Below are 17626 nucleotides of genomic sequence, written 5' to 3' on the forward strand. Positions count from 1 at the left end.
TTATCTCCCTGTTAGTTTCAGGATTTTACAAACGTAACCTTCAGAGTTACGGAAGATATTTGTGTCATAGCGATACTCAACGTAAGCAGCACTGTACGTTGCGAAGATCGTCCTTGCTTCATCTTCGTAAGCGTATAGGTCTACGTTCTCGTTTTTATCAGCTACGAACACAAAACCCCATCTACGCCAATCGCCTTTATCCATACCTATGATTAGGTACAGACCTTCTCCCCATTCGTTAGTTACAGTGGTAGCGTAACCTTCCCAAACAACTTTGTAGCTGTGAGGAAGATAACGACCACCTACAGATTGCTCTACGTACTCAAGGGTATCGAATGTTGCCGCCTGTGCGCGTAAAGTATCGCCTGTAGCCATATGGGAAGTAAGAACACGAACTTTGTAGTTTTGAAGGTTTGTACCACCGCTCACTTTGAAATCAGCAGGTACACTCTCTAGGTAGAAGTGCGCGTAGGTTTTACGCCAACCGTAAGTACCAGTGTTGTACTTCTCGTTGTAAGTACCGTTACCTGATTGAGTCGTGTAGCTGATCTTCATGTAACCTAAGTCAGTTAGTACACCGTTATTAGTGTTAACCAAGTGGATACGTGGACTGTCTGTAGATGCTAATGTCTTCTGAGCAGGAGCAGGTTCACCCCAATTCGCTGATTGTTCATTTTGGATCAATAGACCTTCAGAACTAAACAAGCGAGCTGTTAGAAGACCTACTTCACCAGTAGTGATGAACGCAGGTAGAGGGAAGTATTCAACCGTGTTGTTGATTATGTTGCTTCTATCTATCTTGATCTCACCGCCTCGTGCTGTTTCACCAACCCAAGAAACGATATTAGAAGAACTACCGATAGTATCTAGAACATCGGATTCAATACGACCTGCCTTCATGACAACCGAACCGTCATTCTCTACGTAGAACGTAGGGTTTCCGTTATCGTCATATGCAGCGAACTTGTAGCCTGTCTCACGCATTTCTGCACGAGCACCCGAAGATGAAGTTCGTACTACTGCACCAGTAATCGTACCACCCTGCACTTCCGCACCGAATAACGCACTGGTTCCCGTGAACGTTTCCGTGTTGATGTGCTTAGCGTTTAGCTGACCTACGTTAATGTTCGAGGCGTTAACCAGCGTACCATCGTAAACATCAGCTTGTACGTACTGAGCAGATACCTTACCTGCCGTGATGTTATCTGCATTTAGGTTCTTGATGTATTGACCTAGCGAGTTTTGTGTCTTCATTTGGTCACGTAGAGCGTCCAAATCAGGAGAAGACATAGGAGCCGGAGCATATACATCACTGCTGCTTGAGTACGAAGAGACAAAGCTTTTGATGCTACTGCTGTAGTAGATACCAGAACCACCACCTGAAGGGTTCTCACGCTCAACACCATCAAGGGTCTGATCTGAACCCATGTGATAAACCGCACCGCCTCCACGCAGGAAGAACACCATTGCTTGTGAATGATTGTAGCGGTAACAGTGGGCGATCATGTTGGAATAAACCTCACCGTACTCTAGGATTGTTGAGCGGTAACGAGCACCACCCCAACCACCAAAGTTACCTAACCACGTGAACATCAATGCCCCCCTATGGGTCGATGTGTTCCATGTGTTAGGAGCAGTTTCATTGTATCTACGCCAGATTTTAATTGTACGTAGTACGTCTTGATGTCCACCATGAACGATCACAGGGTAATAGGTATCAGCATCTCCGTTTACAACAATCCTTTTGTAAAAAGAGAGACCGCTAGAACCTGTAATGTTGCCTAGCTTTTCAGCTTGTGCCGCTGGTATACGGCTGTCTAATGCTGCGCTAGCACGATTAATAGCATTATTCTCAGCCACAGTTGCTTTGTTATCTGCATGAGCCTTTGCGTTGCTCTCTGCCTGTCCCGCTTTAGAGTCAGTATACGTCTTAACCGTCATTTCAACTTGAGAAGCTGCCGTGTTGATACGGTTATCGACCTCGTTGTAATCGACCACACCGTCCTCACCTTTATCACCCGTTAAGGCAATCGGGAAAGACCAGAACGTTAGCTCTTCATCAATGGCTTTAGCTACTTTCTGACTCATCCAGTGAGCGTCTTGAGAGTCTTCACTCCAACCCTCGTTAGCCCAGTTGTTTGTAGGCGTTGATGGTCGGTTAGCTATACCTACAGGATTCTTATGGTAGATCACAAAGACGCGCTCACCGTCCTGACCATTGTTACCATCAATACCGGATATACGATGGACAGTACCAGGATTACCTCCTACGCCATTGGTCACTAAACGTGTTTGACGATAAATATCAGTAGAACGCATGTCTGCACCCCACTGTGTCCATGAGGCATCAGGAGTAACCACCTGACCGTAACGGTACTGCTCATAGATAGTGTCACCGTCTTTACCGTCTTGACCATTCTGCCCGTTTTGACCGTCCTGTCCGTCCTTACCGTCTTGACCATCACGAACCTTATAGATGGATACCACATCAGTTACACCGTCACAGCTAACTGTAATCGTTACTTGCTCGTGATTACCCATATTTGAGTAAGATAAGACACGCTCGTTAGGGTTAGCAGTAGTGGTAAGAGCCACTGAAGGGTTAACTGTCCATGTAACATCCCCTGTTGTGTTTTGAGTAGACGCTGTGAACGTAATGGAATCACGCGAAGGCGTACCATACTTATCAATAGCGAATACTTGAGACTCAGAGATTAGACGGATTAACTTAGCGTCCATTGCACCGTTAAACGAAAGGACAATCTCAGGACTATAAGTAACTGAGTCACGCCCCATCGTATCGAAGTGAGCAATACGCATGTAGCGATCACTCTTATCTTCAGAGTCGAAGTTGTAGACGTAGAAAGACTCTTTACCTAGAACAGCGTGTAGGTTTGAATCGCTAGGAGTAAACCCACTAACTGAGGACACGAAGATTAACGTACCTTCAAAGTCTGGTTCGTTACGAGGTTCCCACTCAATCGTAGCGTTACCATTAGTGTTAGTCGTCTTGATACCTGTAGCCACTCCCAACTGATCGTTAGAGGCAACCAAGCTATTCTGAGCTGAAGTAACACCGTACTTGTCCACCATGACTACCGTAAGAGTGACCTCACGTTTAGCCGTACCGAATAACGCCTTGTTGTCTTCATAGAAGAAAGTGAACTGGTTAGTGGTTAACGTCTCGTTCACGTAGAGAACACCGTCAACGTGTAGCTGGACTCTGTAGTGTTTGAAAATATCAGCAACACGACCAGTAGAACCACCGCTTGTAGGTGACGTTGGATCTGGCATGTTGTCTACTGTCACATCACTCATATCGTCCCAAGTGAAACGGAAGTGAGGCGTTGAGGTATCAACCTTTAGGTTTGTAACAGCAGGTAATGTGTAGTTAGGAGCAACTTCAATAGAAGACAACTCAACCCACTCTGACGTACCTAGAACCGTATCGTATGTTCTTACACGGAAATCGTAAGTATCACCCTTTAGGTCATACATAGCGATATTGTCACCTTTATGCGCTGAACGGTAACGAGTCCATTCAGTCTGTGTTGTAAGGCGGTATTCAATATCGTAAGCAGTGCTTGGAGTGAATGAACCGTGTTCCCAACGTAGAAGACCATAACCAGAAATAACGAATGCCTCTAGGTTGAACGTGAGGTTCTTAGGTGGCTGGATTTCATCTAATGGTCGAGGTCTTGGTAGACTTGTAGCGCCTCCTAAAGTACCTGTATAGATTGAATCGTCGTATTCAATCGCATTGATTCTCGCAATGTTGAATCGGTCAGAATCAGTAGAGATCTCCATAGACAACACACGGAACTTCTTCTCATTAAAACCGTAAGCCTCGTTAGTGATGGAGACTACACTCAACGGCTCTAACATAGGGAACGCATGAAGGTCTAGATCAAAGGTTACTGTTGATTGGAAGTTAGCCTTGTTATAGATAACATTGGTAATGTACTTAACACCATTGTTAACAACACCACCCTCACTTTCGAAAGCGTCACGAGAGTAAGGCATCTTGATAGACTTGGTGATCACCTCGCCATCTTGAAGAACCCTTTCGTCTGTAGTGACATCAGCAGGGATAATGAAGTCGTCGTCGTTATCTCGGTTAATCTCTGATTTGAACGTGGTACTAACTACGTTGTAGTAATCTGAAGTAGACGCAGGGCTAACTTTCAGTGAATCCTTGATAATCAAGTCGTCGTCTAAATCGTATAAAGCTACTAGCTCCTGTTCCTCGACTAAGAACTTGATTTTACCGTTCGAGATAACCAACGAACCGCCACAACAAATAAGCATGTCCTGAAGGATTTCAGCGAATGAATCATCTGCACGAATCGCTGAATTGATTTCAAGACCGTTAGCATCACAGAAACTCGCAGCGTAAGCGAACGAAGCTTCGTCAATGTATTCTGGCTTAATACCTAGACCATAGTAACTAGAGGTCAGATAATCATAAACCGCTAGAGCTACGTTAGAGCTTTTACCTGTCCATGTTGTAGGAACTTCAAAGTCGTTATCCGCTTCACGAGGATCGTAAACGGCACCACCTGTTACAAGTGCAGTAATGTTGTAGCGGTCACTGAAGAAGACGTAATCTTGGTCTGTTGTGTAATCCGCAAAGATTACGATGTGAGGTACTTTTGAACCTTTATGATCTGTCGTCCATTCACCGTCACTGTTATCCACCGCTAGTTGAGCGGCTACTTGATTCTCGTGACCTGAACGCCATTGCATCTGGAATTTATCAGATTTACGGTAACGAGGACGCATCTGTCCAGAGTTGAAGATACCTGAAGAGGCATCGTAAGGTGATGAATTGTAGGAAAGGTTTTGTTCAAACATACGAACATCATCAATCCAAACATTGTGTAGTGTTAGCTCACCGATACCGCCCACTGAGAAAACATCAAGGCGGTAAGACCTGTCACGGTCTAGAACGTTAGAGTAAACAGAGGTGCAACCTACGATTGCAGTACCGTAGACACGGTTTCGAGGTGACTGCGTACCGTTCTTTGTGATCTTCGTACCTGCGTTACTGTTTTTCTTGTCTAAGTCCGGTGTCATTGTCATTGCATAGACGGACGTACCAACTGACACCGCAACAGAAATCCAAGCTATAGTTGCTGCTTCTAAGCCCACTTATTAAATCTCCTTTCTATAAACTACGTAGTCCTCCTTTGAATAAGCTTCAGGAGAGACAAAACCAAAAACGTCACCTTCAATTACACCGAACCATTTAGTACCTAAGCTGATATATAAATTGTGCTGTCCTTTAAACGCTATTACGTCTAGAGGTCTTTGATAGCCGTGAGGTATTTCTTTGAAGCTTTCGTTTTTCTGTAAATATTCAAGCATTGAGCGAACGCCATATACTTTCTTAGAGACTCTTACACCACCTCTAATAGTCGTATATCGACCTTTCATTTTGTTGTAGTTTTCTTCGTCGAATAATTTAAGGATGAGAAGGTTACAATCCCTCTCACCTCTAATATGTTCTTTTCCTTTATATTCCTCGATTATTTCTTTTGCTTTATCAAACATTATTAATCTCTCCAATTCTCTTCACCTAGTGAGGTATCTGCTGTGTACTGGAAGAATTTATCGTTAGGATGTAAAGATTGGTGATGAGCTAATGAAGTCGTCATTAATTGGTTATTTAAATCTAGGTTTTTAAATGCTGACTGAGTTTCAAAAGCAACCGTAATAGAACCCGAAGATTCATCAAATTCAGTTACAGGGGTCATAGCGAACCCACGATGATAATATTTAGCTGAACTAACTACGTTTGTATTTTCTGGTAGCGTTGCGAGGAAAACGTCAATTGGAGCATTACGAAAACCGTGACGTTCAATAATTGCTTGGTACGCTTGGTTAATACCTGACAGTGTAATTTCAAGACCATCAGTAATTAATTCATACGTACTTTCTGTCTTACCTATAGAAAGGAGATCACCAGCAGCAGACCACGTGACACCTGCATGTTCTACATCGAAAGGTGCGCTTGTGAGTCTTACTGGCGTGATTTCCCCATTAGAGTGATCTTTGTAACGTAGCTCTACAAGTAAGATCTGCTGCTGTGACATATAGTTACTCCTTATTTCAATGATTCAGACCAAGAAATAGTTGCGGAGGCGAGCTGACCGTTGCCCTCGTGTTCAATCGTTGTTTCGTTCCCGTCTAATAACGCTGTGATAATGGGAGCTTTGAAGTTTGCTTGTTCGAGGTTCACATGGTCAGTGCGTAACGCAGGAATGATCGTGTAGTTACCGTCACCCCCTACGTCTTCCACAACCGTGTATAGCTTTGAATCGTTAGGTAAATTGAAGACTGAGCCTGCTGTGATAGCAGTGCCGTTGTATGTGAATGAAATTGTGGTATTGCCCGTTGAGTGATTACCGTTGAGGTAAGGCTCTACCGCTAGTTGAGGATTTGAGTAAGCACCCCCTAGAGGAAGTGCGAACTCGTTAAGTTTCCCTTTAAGGCTGGCTAGAAAACCGTTTAAACGCCTCACGTTCTCATAGCCATAAGCACGCAGCGTGATACTTCCTTTAAACCACTGAACGCCTGAATCTCTTCGATATTGGATACCCGAAATAGACTCAGTGGAATAAACCCGATGATAGTTAGTGATTGAAACATCAGTGATCATCAACTGCGTAGGAATGGTCTTCACCATGAATAGACCTCCTAGTTACGTAGTGGACGTTTCTTCTGTTCTTTTCTGACGAGAGCGGCGATAGTTGATTGCTGTTTTGCCAAGGCTTGAGCCATGACTTTCTCATCCACGAGGTTTGCACCCATGTTGATCGTGGAGTTGATAACCGTCCCACCGCCCTGACCTTCGTTTTGTTTGTTTACAGCGTCGATGTACTCGCCTACACGGTCTTTAGGGATAACGATCTCACCACCTTCCATGTAGTAAGTACCGTCACGTGGGATCTGACCGCCATTGTGGAACTGACCTTGTACGCCTTGGATACCTGCTATAGCTGAACCTACAGCAGCCGCAGCTTGTACTGACTGGAATACCTTCTCATACCAAGTGGCTTTAGAAGCCCAAACTTGAGCAACCGCTTGATACTGAGCAATAAGAGTTTCACTAAGAGCTACACCTTTAGTTAGAGCGAACGCTGCCTTAGCCATTGTTTTACTTTCATTGAAGAAGTAACTCATACCATCAAGAACTTGTGCGTACTTAGTTGTCTCAATAGCGATTTCGTTATGAGCGCGCTGTAACGCTAAGTTCTCTAGTAATTTTGAGTGTTCTTCTTTAGTAATTAACTCATTCTTTAGCTGTTCGTCGTAATCTAACTTCTGTAACTCGTAGTTATATTTGGCTTCCATTCGAGAGTTGTTATAAAACTCTTTAGCCATACGGAGACGAGCATTTAAATAAGAGCGTTCATCTTTTAGTTTTTCGTCTTTATCTTTACGCTCTTGTTCTCTTTCCTCATCAGCTATTTTCTTTTTAAGCTGTTTCTCTGTCTCGGAAATTGACTTTAAAGCATTGTTTGCGTCTTTAATACGCTGCTGTAGAGCTTCCCTATTACCATCAGTCAGCTTAATAGTTTCGTAATATTCTTTAGCTGCTTTAATTTTTGCTTTCTGAACTTGAAGTTCTCTTAAAGCTGCCTTTGAGCTTAAATCCTGTGTTTCTTTTAGTTGCTCAATAATGGCAACACCTTCACGAATATTATCGTTTAATACCTGACGAGATTTCGATTGATTGCTTATTTCTGTAGTGGCTTCTTTCGGTACGGTATAACTAACGTTACTAACCTCTTCAATTAGACCTGAAATAAAACCAGAATTGACCTCTTTATTTAATTCGTCTCTCTTACGCTTTAAGTCGTCTAATTGTTTGCTAAGGTGCTCAACGTCAAGACCGAAAATAGCACTTGAACGTAAACCAGAGGACTTTTTACTTTGAGTGATTCTTTCCTCAATATCTGAGATTTTCTTCTCAACCTCAATCAAATCAATTAGAGCTTGATCTTTAAGGTCACTTAGGAAGCTAGAATCAATCTTCCCTAGAAGAAGCATCACCTTGTAAACAAACTTCTGAATCTGGACAGTAGCGGTCTGAATAACCTCTAAGATATTCGTTGCGATCTGCTTACTCAGCTTGAAGATCACACCACCTGCTGTCTCGCCCTCATCGACCATACCCTTGAAGGTACGTACCGCTTCATCAAAGACGGACGTTAGGGTCTTACTGAAGAGAGCCATTGTCGTGTAGGCAATCTCACGAACGATAATGTTCAAACGATGGAACGACTCATACATTTCGTTCACACGTCCGATGTACTTACCGCTTGTACCTGCGCCTAAACTGTCAGCTTCATTAACGAAGTCTGAAAGCGTCCTGCCGCTACGTGACATCGTTGTAGACAGTCGATACATACTGTCGTTGACCTCATCAGCCCAAAACTTAGCTGTGCTGGCATCCATGCGAGAGATCGTTTCTTGGAACCTAGAGAACTGTTGAACAGGGTCTAGCTTAATCCAATCTTCAGCACTCTCACCGATACTCAGAAAGAAATCGACTAGAGCACCACCGCCTGAAGCAGCGTCAACCACACGAACGTTCAAGTCCTTTAGGGCATCAGCTAGGTACTCGTTCTCAAGACCTAAGCTGTTTGTAACGTGAGTTAGCTTTGAGTATTCCTCAACGGTCATCCCTGCCGTTGTAGCCATACGTTGCATTTCACGTTGGTTCTCATAAAGCGTATAACCAAGCGTACCTAACGCAGCCGTTGTACCAGTACCAACAAGACCTAAGCGAGTTAAAGAACCTGACAGGTTACGGATTGAACCTGCCATAGTCCCAACCTTACTGTTGAAGGATGAGATATTCTTCATCATCTTCTTGAGAGAGGCTTTAAAGCTTTTCTGTGCTTGTTCTGTCTGTTGGATTAGTTTGGCTGCGTTGGCACTCATGGCAATATTGACGTTACCGATAGTAACGTTTCTTCCTGCCATCAAGCCTCCTTCTTATTAACCAAACATTGCGTTTAACTTTTGATGTAGTGCTTGCTGTGAGGCTTCGTCGTGACCTTCCCTAATATCCCCTGCGTTGTCTTCACGCATGAATGGGAAAATATCGTCATAACCTAGAGCTTTACATTTGCGTCCAGCCATTGAGTTGTAAGTGGCTGCTGCGATTGTTCCTGCTTGAATCCATGAGTTACTAGGAAGGAAAGGTTTGATTTGGTTTAGAAGGAATAACCTGTAGATTAACGCTAGAGGCTGTTCATTGAATTGTTCGTAGGTTAGCCCCCAATAAAGCATTAATTCTAAGCAAAAGACCTCGAAGGGGTCATTACGGAGGTCTTCTAGCCCTTTTTTACTTCTTCACCGCTTGTGAAATTAGATAATTCTTGAACCTTCAAAGCCAAAGGAAGCACAAATGAAATATCAGCTTCTTTCACTACTTCAATATCTTCGTCTTTAAATAGACGCTTTTTATTTTCATCAAGAACACAACGAACGACTAAAGCAGCGAAAAAACCCTCTTGATTCATTTCACCGTTTTCATCAGCTTCACTTTGAGCAGCCGCAAAAAGGTAATCCATTGTGTTCATACCTTTAACGAAATATTTACCGTAACCTTCTACTTCAAATTCAACAGGTTTGTTAGTTAGAAGTTTTAGTAATTCTTTTCGATTCATCATTTCCCCTTGTGACATAAAAAAAGGACTACATTAAGTAGTCCCTAAAATTAATTAACCTAAAGATTAAGCAGACGCTTTATTCTCTTTAGTCACCTTACCGTGAACTACTAGAGACACTGAGTAACGCACTACATCATCAGCAGACGAAGTAATACCGAATTTACTTACCTGACCGTTAAACATGTAATCTGTTTGGCGATCACCTTGAATTAGACGAATATCAAAAGAAGCCGTCTCTTGGTTTTCGTATAGTGTTTCTAGTGCGGTCTGACCTGCATCTTCCGTGTTTGCTAGAAACTCTAGGTCTACCTGTCCAACGTTCTTAACCGTTGTGAATGTGTTTGTGTAACCTTCACCGTACACGGTTACTTCTGACGTACTCGCTGAATCACTTAACTCACCGATACTTGTAATATCACCAACTTCAAGCGTAAAATCTGAAGCTGAAGTAGTACCTGCTGTTAGGTTGTATAAAAGTTTCGTGTCAATACCACGAGTACCACGACCGATACCTGACATTTATTTTTCTCCTTATTTTGTTTTTATTGTGAAGAAAAGAACACCCTCATAGCTTTTATCTAAATTCATTCCTAAAGTGCTATCTGTTAATTGACAGTCAATAATATCTACCCCACCGATATTTCCAGTAAAACCGTCTAGCACTTGAATTAAAGTATCTCTAAGAGAGCGAATAGACATATAACGGGTATCAACCACATTAATTCGTAGGTCATAGTCATAACCTAGAGGTTTGCCGTTATTTCCATATAAAGATTCACCACGAGAAACGGACAAATCAATAACGAAGAAAGGAATGGAAACACCTTCAGGTTTCCGAGTGATGTAACCTTCCATATTATTTAAGTGGGGTTTAAGGAAGTTGATAATTTCTAATTCCACCTTTACCTCTTATTTTTTCTTTCGAGTCTCCTTAGAACCTTTAACCAACGATTAGATAAAGACGATGCGAATATATTTAACGCTTGATCTGCTTTGTCTCTCTGTGACGGTATTAAGAAAGGTTGAGCTTCCATTGCTCCTACTTTACGAAGCCAGAAATCCGTCTCCCCTTTTGTAATTCCATAAGGAGCTTTCTTAACAACCTGCATGAACTCTTGACGACCATATTCAACAGCAGCAGCGTAACGGGATACTGGATACTTGAAGGTAACTATCCTTCGAGCAACAATACCGTCTTTAAGCCACTTCTTACCGTGAGCTGAACGCTCGACCATGTATTTAGGATCGCCTAGATGAACGTCACGCATTTCTACAGACTCATTTGCGAGAACATCAGCGCGTATAGTGGGAGCGCGTACTAGACACTCCCTGTAGATAACTTGATGTGCATCTTTAAGAGCACCTTGGATAACGGTCAGCGAGTGATTTTTCTTCTTCTTATAAGCCGCACCGACCTCACCAAAGAGCTTAACCATTTCGTCTTCTATGGCTGATAAGTTGGTTTCACCGTTAAATGAGAGGTCAAAGGTGACTAAACCATATTTAGACACTAGGCACTCTCTTAGTGCCCTCATAACGCTTCGCTTGAATACGAAGTTCACGGTCACGATAACCAACGTTACGGATACCTGTTACGTCATACTCATCACCTCGATGGACAATCACCACATCGTGAGGGTTATCTTCAAGTTTCTTTGAGTACGGAACAGTAAACTCAACCGTTTCTACACCTTGAATGCTCGTACCGCTTGTTGTCTCTGAGACCTCAAGGACTCGCACTGAAGCTAACGGTTTACCTAAGAGAGACCATTCAGCCACCTCACCACCAAAGACGTATGAGGTAGGAACATAAACTTGTAGTCGATGCCTTAGCGCACCTCGTCTCATTTGCTACCCCCTTTAAACCGAATAATGTCTATAAGGATTTAAAAGGTATTGGTGCGTAACAGGTACTTTAGTAACTGTCACACCTTGACCAACCGTAGCGTCTTCACGCATTTCGTATAGAGTTGCAACCAACATCAAGATAGCGTGCTTAACGCTAGGAGGTACTTTGTTAGCACCCCAACCGAAAGTAGCCACTACCTCAATGCTTTGCATTTCGTTCTGACTCACGGAACCCGTATAGATGATCCGGTTACGTAGACGATCTAGGAAGAAATCAGTTACAGGGATTGCCCGTAAGTTGTTTTCATTGTCTAAGTAGAGAACATCATAGACTTCCGAAGGGTCAGGAAAGGGTAGCCTTTGTGAGAAGCTAGAAAGCGTAAAGGATACCCATGTTTCCCCTATGAAGCGTTTCATATAGGATTCTGCCGAGGAAATCGCTGCGTCGATTAGGGACTCAATATAGGGACGATCTTCTTCGTCCCATACCCTTAGATGAGCAGCAGCTTGCTCGTAAGTTACAACTCCTTCGTTAATGCGATTAAGAACTGAATAACCCATAATCGCACCTCACGATTACAGAGCTTGCAGAGCGATACGGATAGCGTCTGAGTTACCTACGATTTCACCGAAGCGTTGATCTAGGTAGATTGTACGAGCACCTTTAGTTGTGATGTCGTCAATCAGGAAGTGCTCAGAGCCAGCTAGAGGAACTAGCTTGAACGCAGACTTCAGATCACCGTAGATAACTGGCGTAGCGTTAGAGTCAGAAACAGGTAGCTGATCCACGATCACGATAGGACGACCTAGCAGGATGTAACCTTCACCCCACGCTGCACCTGACATAGAGAACTTACCGAACTCGATGATCGGGAAGCCTTGCTCAGTACGCAGCTTCTTCAACTCGCTGAACGTCTTCAGGTTCATGTACCATTTCGCTGAAGATTGGTATTTCTGAGGTAGAGAAGCTTGAAGGTCAATGAAGTAGTCTTCAACAGCTTCAGTAGTTGCACCGAAGGCACCATCAACACCTGTCTTGATCACTTGGTAGTAATCAGGGTCACGCGCACCGTCTACTTTTAGAGACTCTGTGAAGCCGTTCTCACGGTCTACACGATGCCATAGAAGACCGCGTAGGTTCTGGATACCGTTAACTTTCTTACCGTCACCATATAGAAGCATGTCGATCAGCTTGAAAGTCCACTCTTCAGCAATAAGACTCATCAACTCACCTTCTACGTCGATGTGCGAGTCACGTAGAATCTCGTGAGTAAGGATAGGCATTGCAAACACTTTAGCGAACAGTGCAGATACCTCGATGTAGTTCTGCGTACCAGTGTTAGCTACTGGCGTAGTCACACCGTCCTGTTCACCTGTTTGCTCAACGTCTGGACGAACCTTCAGCACCAATTGACGGAAGTCTGTGCTCGATACGGTCTGTGAACCGATCTCAGATAGGAAAACATCGTTAGCAATTGCAAGCTTGATGATCTCCTTCGACATTTCCTCTTCGATGGTGTTACCTGCCGAGGTTAGATCAAGCTGCTTAACGTATGTTTCTAGGCTTTGTTTAGCAGGAGCAGAGTTTAGGAATTTACGGACAACTTCGCGGCGTTCTGCTTTCTTTTCTGCTTCTAGTTGTTCAGCAGGTTTCGCATCGCGAGCTTTAGCTTCAACGTCTGCCAGAGCGTGAGCAAGTTCAGTCATTACTTGCTTCATTTCAGCAGTGTTGGTGATTTCCTCAATAGATTTAATATCAAATTTCATATAAATTCTGTCCTCTTGTTATAGTTATAAGAATCCCTTAGCGCCCTCCTTAAAGAGCACCAAGTGAGGCTTTCCTTCCTATGGGAAGGGAGGTTTATTTAGTAAAGAAATCGTCTAGGGAATCGCTCTTTTCTTCAGCGTCTTCTTCTGGTTCTTCTTCTTTCTGTTCTTGCTCTTCGTCTTCGTCTTCTTGTTCTTCTTTAGCAATCACATCTGAGTCACGAACCTCATCAACACCTTCAATCGCGTCTAGAGCTTCTTTTAGGGACAAGCCGTGTTTTTCACACAGACTTTCGAGAGTAGTTTTTACTTCTTCTTTAGCTTCAGCTTTACGCTGTGCTTCTTCTTCAGGGGAGACGTAATCAGGCATGTACTTAGCTACGATTGCCATAGCTAATTCTTCACTTGTACCGCAGCTAACTAGGAACGTTTTTAGTTCTTCGTCACTTGGTAAACCCTTCTCGTCTAATTTCATCTTCTTCACCTCTTCAATTCGTGCTAATTCATTACAAGGGAAGGTAACTAGAGAAGTTTCACGAAGTTCTAGTTCTTTTAGATAGTTTGTTTTTGTCTTCGAGTCGTATTCTTCATCAATTACCCAATACCCGATGCTAATACCCGAAAGTGCGCCCTGTTTGGCTAGAGCGTAGGCTTCACGACCTAGTTCAGTCTCAAGGTTGATGTGACCTTCACCCTCAAGACCTCGCGAGGTTTCACGAAGATTTTTCCAAATGCCAATAGGTTTTTCTGGATCGTGTTGCCACAGCATGACAAGGTGACGACCACTCTCTTCAATCTTCTTGATACTGTGCTTAAACGCACCTTTGAGAGTTATGTCACCTGCATGGTCTTTATTACCGAAGTAATTAAGGACACCAGAAATAACACCTTCGTTACTTAATTCATCAACATCAAACTGAAGAGTCTTTACCTTGCTCTTCTTCAGCACTGGTATTAACTCCTTCTGTTTCTTCTTGTTGTTGTTTTGGTTGTTCTTTAGGAGGGTTCATTAACCTTTCAGCTAACTTCTGTGAGTCTTCTCTAGTGCCCCACACGTAGTTGTTCGATTGGATAACGAACAGTTCCTTCTCGTTTGCAGGAGCTAAGTCAAACATTTCACGAGACTCTTCATGACTAATGATGCGGTTCTTGATTAAGATCTCCGCTACTTCAGCTTGAGTACGAATATCACCCCTTACGAACTGCCGAGTGTCGAAGCGAACGACCATGTTAGAAGGCAACAGCTTGTTGTAAGCGTTCTCTAACTTTGTGATGATCGGCATTAAGGTGTTCTTCAAGAAATGAAGGTTATTCTGTTCGACGTTATTCATCGTCTGTGCTGAAGTGTCATTGAGCATATGGACAGGAACACGGAACGCAGCAGCAATCTGTTCACGACTGAACCCAAGCATTTCTAAAAGTTGAGCGTCTTGGTTAGTCATGGTGATGTTTGTGTAAGTCAGACCATGCTCTAACACGGCTACCTTACCTGCGTTGTCCGTACCACCATAAGCACCGTTCCAACTCGCTTGAAGACGTTCAATAGCCTCATCGTCTAAAGAGTCTTCAGTGGAGAGAACACCGCTTAGGCGTGTACCATTCTCAAAGATTTTCGCCTCGTGGCGTTGTGCTGCTATAGCCGTACCGATTTGTTCAGCCATAAGAGCAATTGGAGAGATACCTTGAAAGCCGTTAAGGGACTGAAGCTTAATGTCCAGCAGCCCTTCCTCGTTGAACGGAGCGTATGAGACCTGTCCATTACCTTTATGATCAACCCATCGAGCAACAGGAAGACCTTCATTGGTCATACTGAGGTTGACTTGATCGAGATAACGCATAGGTAGAAGTTCACTAACACCGTTCAGAGAGTTACGAACAATTTCAAGGAAAGCATGACCTCTCAGCATCAAAGCAGTTACTAGATGCTCGTTTAGTTCCTGCGAAGTCATGTACCCATTAGGGTTTTGGCAAAAGATTCTGTAGTCACGAGTGTTCTGAGAGACCTCTTCAAACACCCCACTCTTTTGCTTGTATAGTTTCATTGGAATCATGCCAATGGACTCACTGAGGATGCGAACGCATGTATAGACATCAGCTTGTCTCATGGCACTTGTATAAGTGACGTTAACTCCTGCATGACGGGAACCATCGTTCCTTAGTTGAGCGTCAATATAGGGGTTAACGGATTTACTTTCTGGTTTAGGCGAACCCTTAAAGAGTCTGCTGAATAAACCCATTCAACCTCCTTAGCCAAGTACAATTAGACCTCTTCCGCTTCTACCTGAGTACGGAGACTTTTTAGGTTTCTCTTGAATCTCAGCCATTGAGAGAGCAATGATCGTAGCAATCACAGGGTCTATCTTTTGTGTGTTGTGATTTTCACGGAACACCTGAATATTCGAACGGTCATCTGTTTTAACCACCGCACAAGACGCAGCCCACTCAAAGGTTTTATCACCGTTGTAGATAAAGGAGCCGTCATAGATGTAACGCTCTAGGAGCTTGGAAGCTTCCGAGAGGTTGGCTTTAGATTGAGTGATAGAGACCATAGGAAGACGCTGCTTTTCTAACTGAGTAGCAATAGCGGTCATATGGTAAGGGTCATAGGCGATTGTCTGGACGTTGAACCTTTTGGACGCTTCAGTTAGAACACTTGCAAGCGTTGTATAATCCATTGATTCAACGTTGAGGATATTCAGATAACCTTCATCATCGAGACGCAAGTAACGCTGTCTCATTTGCTCAGATACCTTATCCATTGCGGAGTGAGGTAAGAAGTTCTCATAGAAGACGTTAAACGTACCGTCATTGTTGACGAACAGATAACAAACGGAGGTCAAGTCAAGGTAATCGGCAAAGTCCACACCGATAATACAATCACGACCTTCAAAGTCCTCTAAACGTGCGTTCTCATCTGCACATTGGTAGAGCTTATCGAGGTTCAGCCATGCTTCAGCGTTGTTTACCCATACGTTCAAACGCTTGGTTAGGAAGTTTGCCCGTTCTGAAGACATACGTTCAGCCTTACGACATAGACGCTCAATATCTTCTTCCTTAACGGAAACACCAAGACAAGGGTTTGCTTTTATCCAGCAATTACGATCATTGAACTTGTCACCATCATCTAGTGTGTAGTTCATGGTGAAGACGTTCTCTTCTAGACCGTAGTTCTCAAGGATGGTCACGCCATCATCAAACAGTTCCTTACCGATACCGTCTAAGATCCAACCTGCCGTACTGATAGAGAACGCCATAGGTTGCTCACGGGCACCCGTTGAGGTCTCCATTACGCCCCAAAGGTTACGGTCTTTCCATGAGTGAAGTTCGTCTGCAATGAAGCAGTGCGTGTTAAGACCATCGAGCGAGTTAGAGTCTGAAGCAAGAGGTACGAACTTAGCAAACTCAGCCTCGAACGCGATAGAGTCACGCTTTACTGTAAGGACTTCCTTCAGTTCAGACATCGAGAGCATCCTGACAGCATCATCAAAGACGATCTTAGCCTGGTCTTTCTTAACAGCGATTGAGTAGATTTCCGCACCTGTCTCACCGTCACCGATGAGGAAGTACAATGCGAGTCCTGAAGCGAGAGTTGACTTACCATTCTTACGGGCTACCCAAATGTTAGCCTGTTTGAAACGTCGAAAGCCGGTATCTTTGTAAACCCACCCAATGATCGAACCTACACAAAATTGCTGCCAAGGCATGAGCTTCATGACAGTACGTGCAAGTTTACCTTTCGTGTGTTTAATGAACTTGTAGAAGTCAATGACTCGTTGAGCCTTTACGGGATCAAAACGATATGGATAGGAAGGGTCATAGAGTGACCGATACATATCTTTGAAGTGACGTTCAGCAGCTTTTCTTACCTGCTTACACGCTTTGATTTTGCCGGATAGAATATCGTCAGCGTATTTGTGGACTTGTTCGTAGGTTTGATCATCATCAGTGAGGTTATGGTTTACCAACTCTTTACGGACACGCTCAATTTGAGCTTTAGTTGGGTTCATAGACCTCCTTATTCTTCTAAATCATCATCCTCATCCGTATAAAGGTCTTCGAAATCCCAACAAGAACATGGCACATCGTCCCAAGCACCACATAGACACTCACAAGAACAGAAAGCAGAGCAGTTACACACCGTTCTCACCTCCTGTTAGCTTGTTGATTTCATCACGATCTAGACGCAATTCGTTGTGTCTTGGATTGAAGTAACCTATCAAGTGCCCCTTGTAGGTGATCGTGAAAATGTCACATAGCGGTAAATGACGAATACCGTCCATTTCTAATGAAGGGAATTGTTCTAGTACCAGTTCTTGAAGAGTCAT

General features: G+C 43.5%; 17 protein-coding genes. All 17 read right to left on the bottom strand.

The features are described 5' to 3' along the window. Positions 1-5151 (bottom strand): fibronectin type III domain-containing protein, encoded by a 5151-nt coding sequence (locus R7070_RS14505; protein WP_228514038.1) that lies wholly within the window; start codon positions 5149-5151, stop codon positions 1-3. Between the two features lie 3 nt (positions 5152-5154). Beyond that, positions 5155-5553, bottom strand: coding sequence for a DUF6950 family protein (locus R7070_RS14510; protein ID WP_153645929.1), 399 nt, complete (start codon positions 5551-5553; stop codon positions 5155-5157). A 2-nt stretch (positions 5554-5555) separates the two neighbouring features. Continuing rightward, positions 5556-6095, bottom strand: coding sequence for a hypothetical protein (locus R7070_RS14515; RefSeq protein ID WP_065870678.1), 540 nt, complete (start codon positions 6093-6095; stop codon positions 5556-5558). 11 nt (positions 6096-6106) lie between these two features. Beyond that, positions 6107-6688, bottom strand: coding sequence for a hypothetical protein (locus tag R7070_RS14520; protein WP_029860508.1), 582 nt, complete (start codon positions 6686-6688; stop codon positions 6107-6109). A gap of 11 nt (positions 6689-6699) precedes the next feature. Then, positions 6700-8994, bottom strand: a complete 2295-nt coding sequence (locus R7070_RS14525) for a phage tail tape measure protein (RefSeq protein WP_153645928.1) — start codon at positions 8992-8994, stop codon at positions 6700-6702. Positions 8995-9009: 15 nt separating this feature from the next. Then, positions 9010-9303: a hypothetical protein gene (locus tag R7070_RS14530; protein ID WP_153645927.1), complete on the bottom strand. Its 294-nt coding sequence runs from the start codon at positions 9301-9303 to the stop codon at positions 9010-9012. A gap of 44 nt (positions 9304-9347) precedes the next feature. After that, positions 9348-9686 (bottom strand): hypothetical protein, encoded by a 339-nt coding sequence (locus R7070_RS14535; protein ID WP_318128349.1) that lies wholly within the window; start codon positions 9684-9686, stop codon positions 9348-9350. A 63-nt stretch (positions 9687-9749) separates the two neighbouring features. Then, positions 9750-10205, bottom strand: a complete 456-nt coding sequence (locus R7070_RS14540; RefSeq protein WP_069534971.1) for a hypothetical protein — start codon at positions 10203-10205, stop codon at positions 9750-9752. A gap of 12 nt (positions 10206-10217) precedes the next feature. Then, positions 10218-10586: a hypothetical protein gene (locus R7070_RS14545; protein WP_229617673.1), complete on the bottom strand. Its 369-nt coding sequence runs from the start codon at positions 10584-10586 to the stop codon at positions 10218-10220. Between the two features lie 2 nt (positions 10587-10588). Beyond that, positions 10589-11197 carry a hypothetical protein gene (locus R7070_RS14550; protein ID WP_065870680.1) on the bottom strand — a complete coding sequence of 203 codons (609 nt, stop codon included), beginning with the start codon at positions 11195-11197 and terminating at the stop codon, positions 10589-10591. Further along, the gene (locus tag R7070_RS14555) at positions 11190-11534 is read right to left on the bottom strand and encodes a head-tail adaptor protein (RefSeq protein WP_029848884.1); all 345 of its coding nucleotides are present in this window, start codon (positions 11532-11534) and stop codon (positions 11190-11192) included. The genes R7070_RS14550 and R7070_RS14555 overlap by 8 nt, the downstream gene beginning before the upstream one ends. Before the next feature lie 12 nt (positions 11535-11546). After that, positions 11547-12095 (bottom strand): head-tail connector protein, encoded by a 549-nt coding sequence (locus R7070_RS14560; protein WP_005490067.1) that lies wholly within the window; start codon positions 12093-12095, stop codon positions 11547-11549. Between the two features lie 15 nt (positions 12096-12110). After that, the gene (locus R7070_RS14565; RefSeq protein WP_005490214.1) at positions 12111-13301 is read right to left on the bottom strand and encodes a phage major capsid protein; all 1191 of its coding nucleotides are present in this window, start codon (positions 13299-13301) and stop codon (positions 12111-12113) included. Positions 13302-13395: 94 nt separating this feature from the next. Further along, a complete protein-coding gene (locus R7070_RS14570; protein ID WP_318141233.1) occupies positions 13396-14250 on the bottom strand; it encodes an HK97 family phage prohead protease in 855 nt (284 codons plus the stop codon). After that, positions 14213-15538: a phage portal protein gene (locus R7070_RS14575; protein WP_065870682.1), complete on the bottom strand. Its 1326-nt coding sequence runs from the start codon at positions 15536-15538 to the stop codon at positions 14213-14215. The genes R7070_RS14570 and R7070_RS14575 overlap by 38 nt, the downstream gene beginning before the upstream one ends. A gap of 9 nt (positions 15539-15547) precedes the next feature. Then, positions 15548-17308, bottom strand: a complete 1761-nt coding sequence (locus R7070_RS14580) for a terminase large subunit (protein WP_023667246.1) — start codon at positions 17306-17308, stop codon at positions 15548-15550. 123 nt (positions 17309-17431) lie between these two features. Continuing rightward, entirely contained in the window at positions 17432-17626 is a 195-nt protein-coding gene (locus R7070_RS14585) for a hypothetical protein (RefSeq protein ID WP_029860027.1), read from the bottom strand.

Origin of the sequence: Vibrio sp. 1557 (assembly GCF_033340175.1) — a bacterium.
Taxonomy (GTDB): domain Bacteria; phylum Pseudomonadota; class Gammaproteobacteria; order Enterobacterales; family Vibrionaceae; genus Vibrio; species Vibrio alginolyticus.

Coding starts and splice junctions, on each gene's coding strand:
- R7070_RS14510 (WP_153645929.1), bottom strand. CDS start 5,553: ATGTTTGATAAAGCAAAAGAAATAATCGAGGAATATAAAGGAAAAGAA.
- R7070_RS14580 (WP_023667246.1), bottom strand. CDS start 17,308: ATGAACCCAACTAAAGCTCAAATTGAGCGTGTCCGTAAAGAGTTGGTA.
- R7070_RS14565 (WP_005490214.1), bottom strand. CDS start 13,301: ATGAAATTTGATATTAAATCTATTGAGGAAATCACCAACACTGCTGAA.
- R7070_RS14560 (WP_005490067.1), bottom strand. CDS start 12,095: ATGGGTTATTCAGTTCTTAATCGCATTAACGAAGGAGTTGTAACTTAC.
- R7070_RS14585 (WP_029860027.1), bottom strand. CDS start 17,626: ATGACTCTTCAAGAACTGGTACTAGAACAATTCCCTTCATTAGAAATG.
- R7070_RS14535 (WP_318128349.1), bottom strand. CDS start 9,686: ATGATGAATCGAAAAGAATTACTAAAACTTCTAACTAACAAACCTGTT.
- R7070_RS14555 (WP_029848884.1), bottom strand. CDS start 11,534: ATGAGACGAGGTGCGCTAAGGCATCGACTACAAGTTTATGTTCCTACC.
- R7070_RS14515 (WP_065870678.1), bottom strand. CDS start 6,095: ATGTCACAGCAGCAGATCTTACTTGTAGAGCTACGTTACAAAGATCAC.
- R7070_RS14525 (WP_153645928.1), bottom strand. CDS start 8,994: ATGGCAGGAAGAAACGTTACTATCGGTAACGTCAATATTGCCATGAGT.
- R7070_RS14575 (WP_065870682.1), bottom strand. CDS start 15,538: ATGGGTTTATTCAGCAGACTCTTTAAGGGTTCGCCTAAACCAGAAAGT.
- R7070_RS14530 (WP_153645927.1), bottom strand. CDS start 9,303: ATGCTTTATTGGGGGCTAACCTACGAACAATTCAATGAACAGCCTCTA.
- R7070_RS14520 (WP_029860508.1), bottom strand. CDS start 6,688: ATGGTGAAGACCATTCCTACGCAGTTGATGATCACTGATGTTTCAATC.
- R7070_RS14540 (WP_069534971.1), bottom strand. CDS start 10,205: ATGTCAGGTATCGGTCGTGGTACTCGTGGTATTGACACGAAACTTTTA.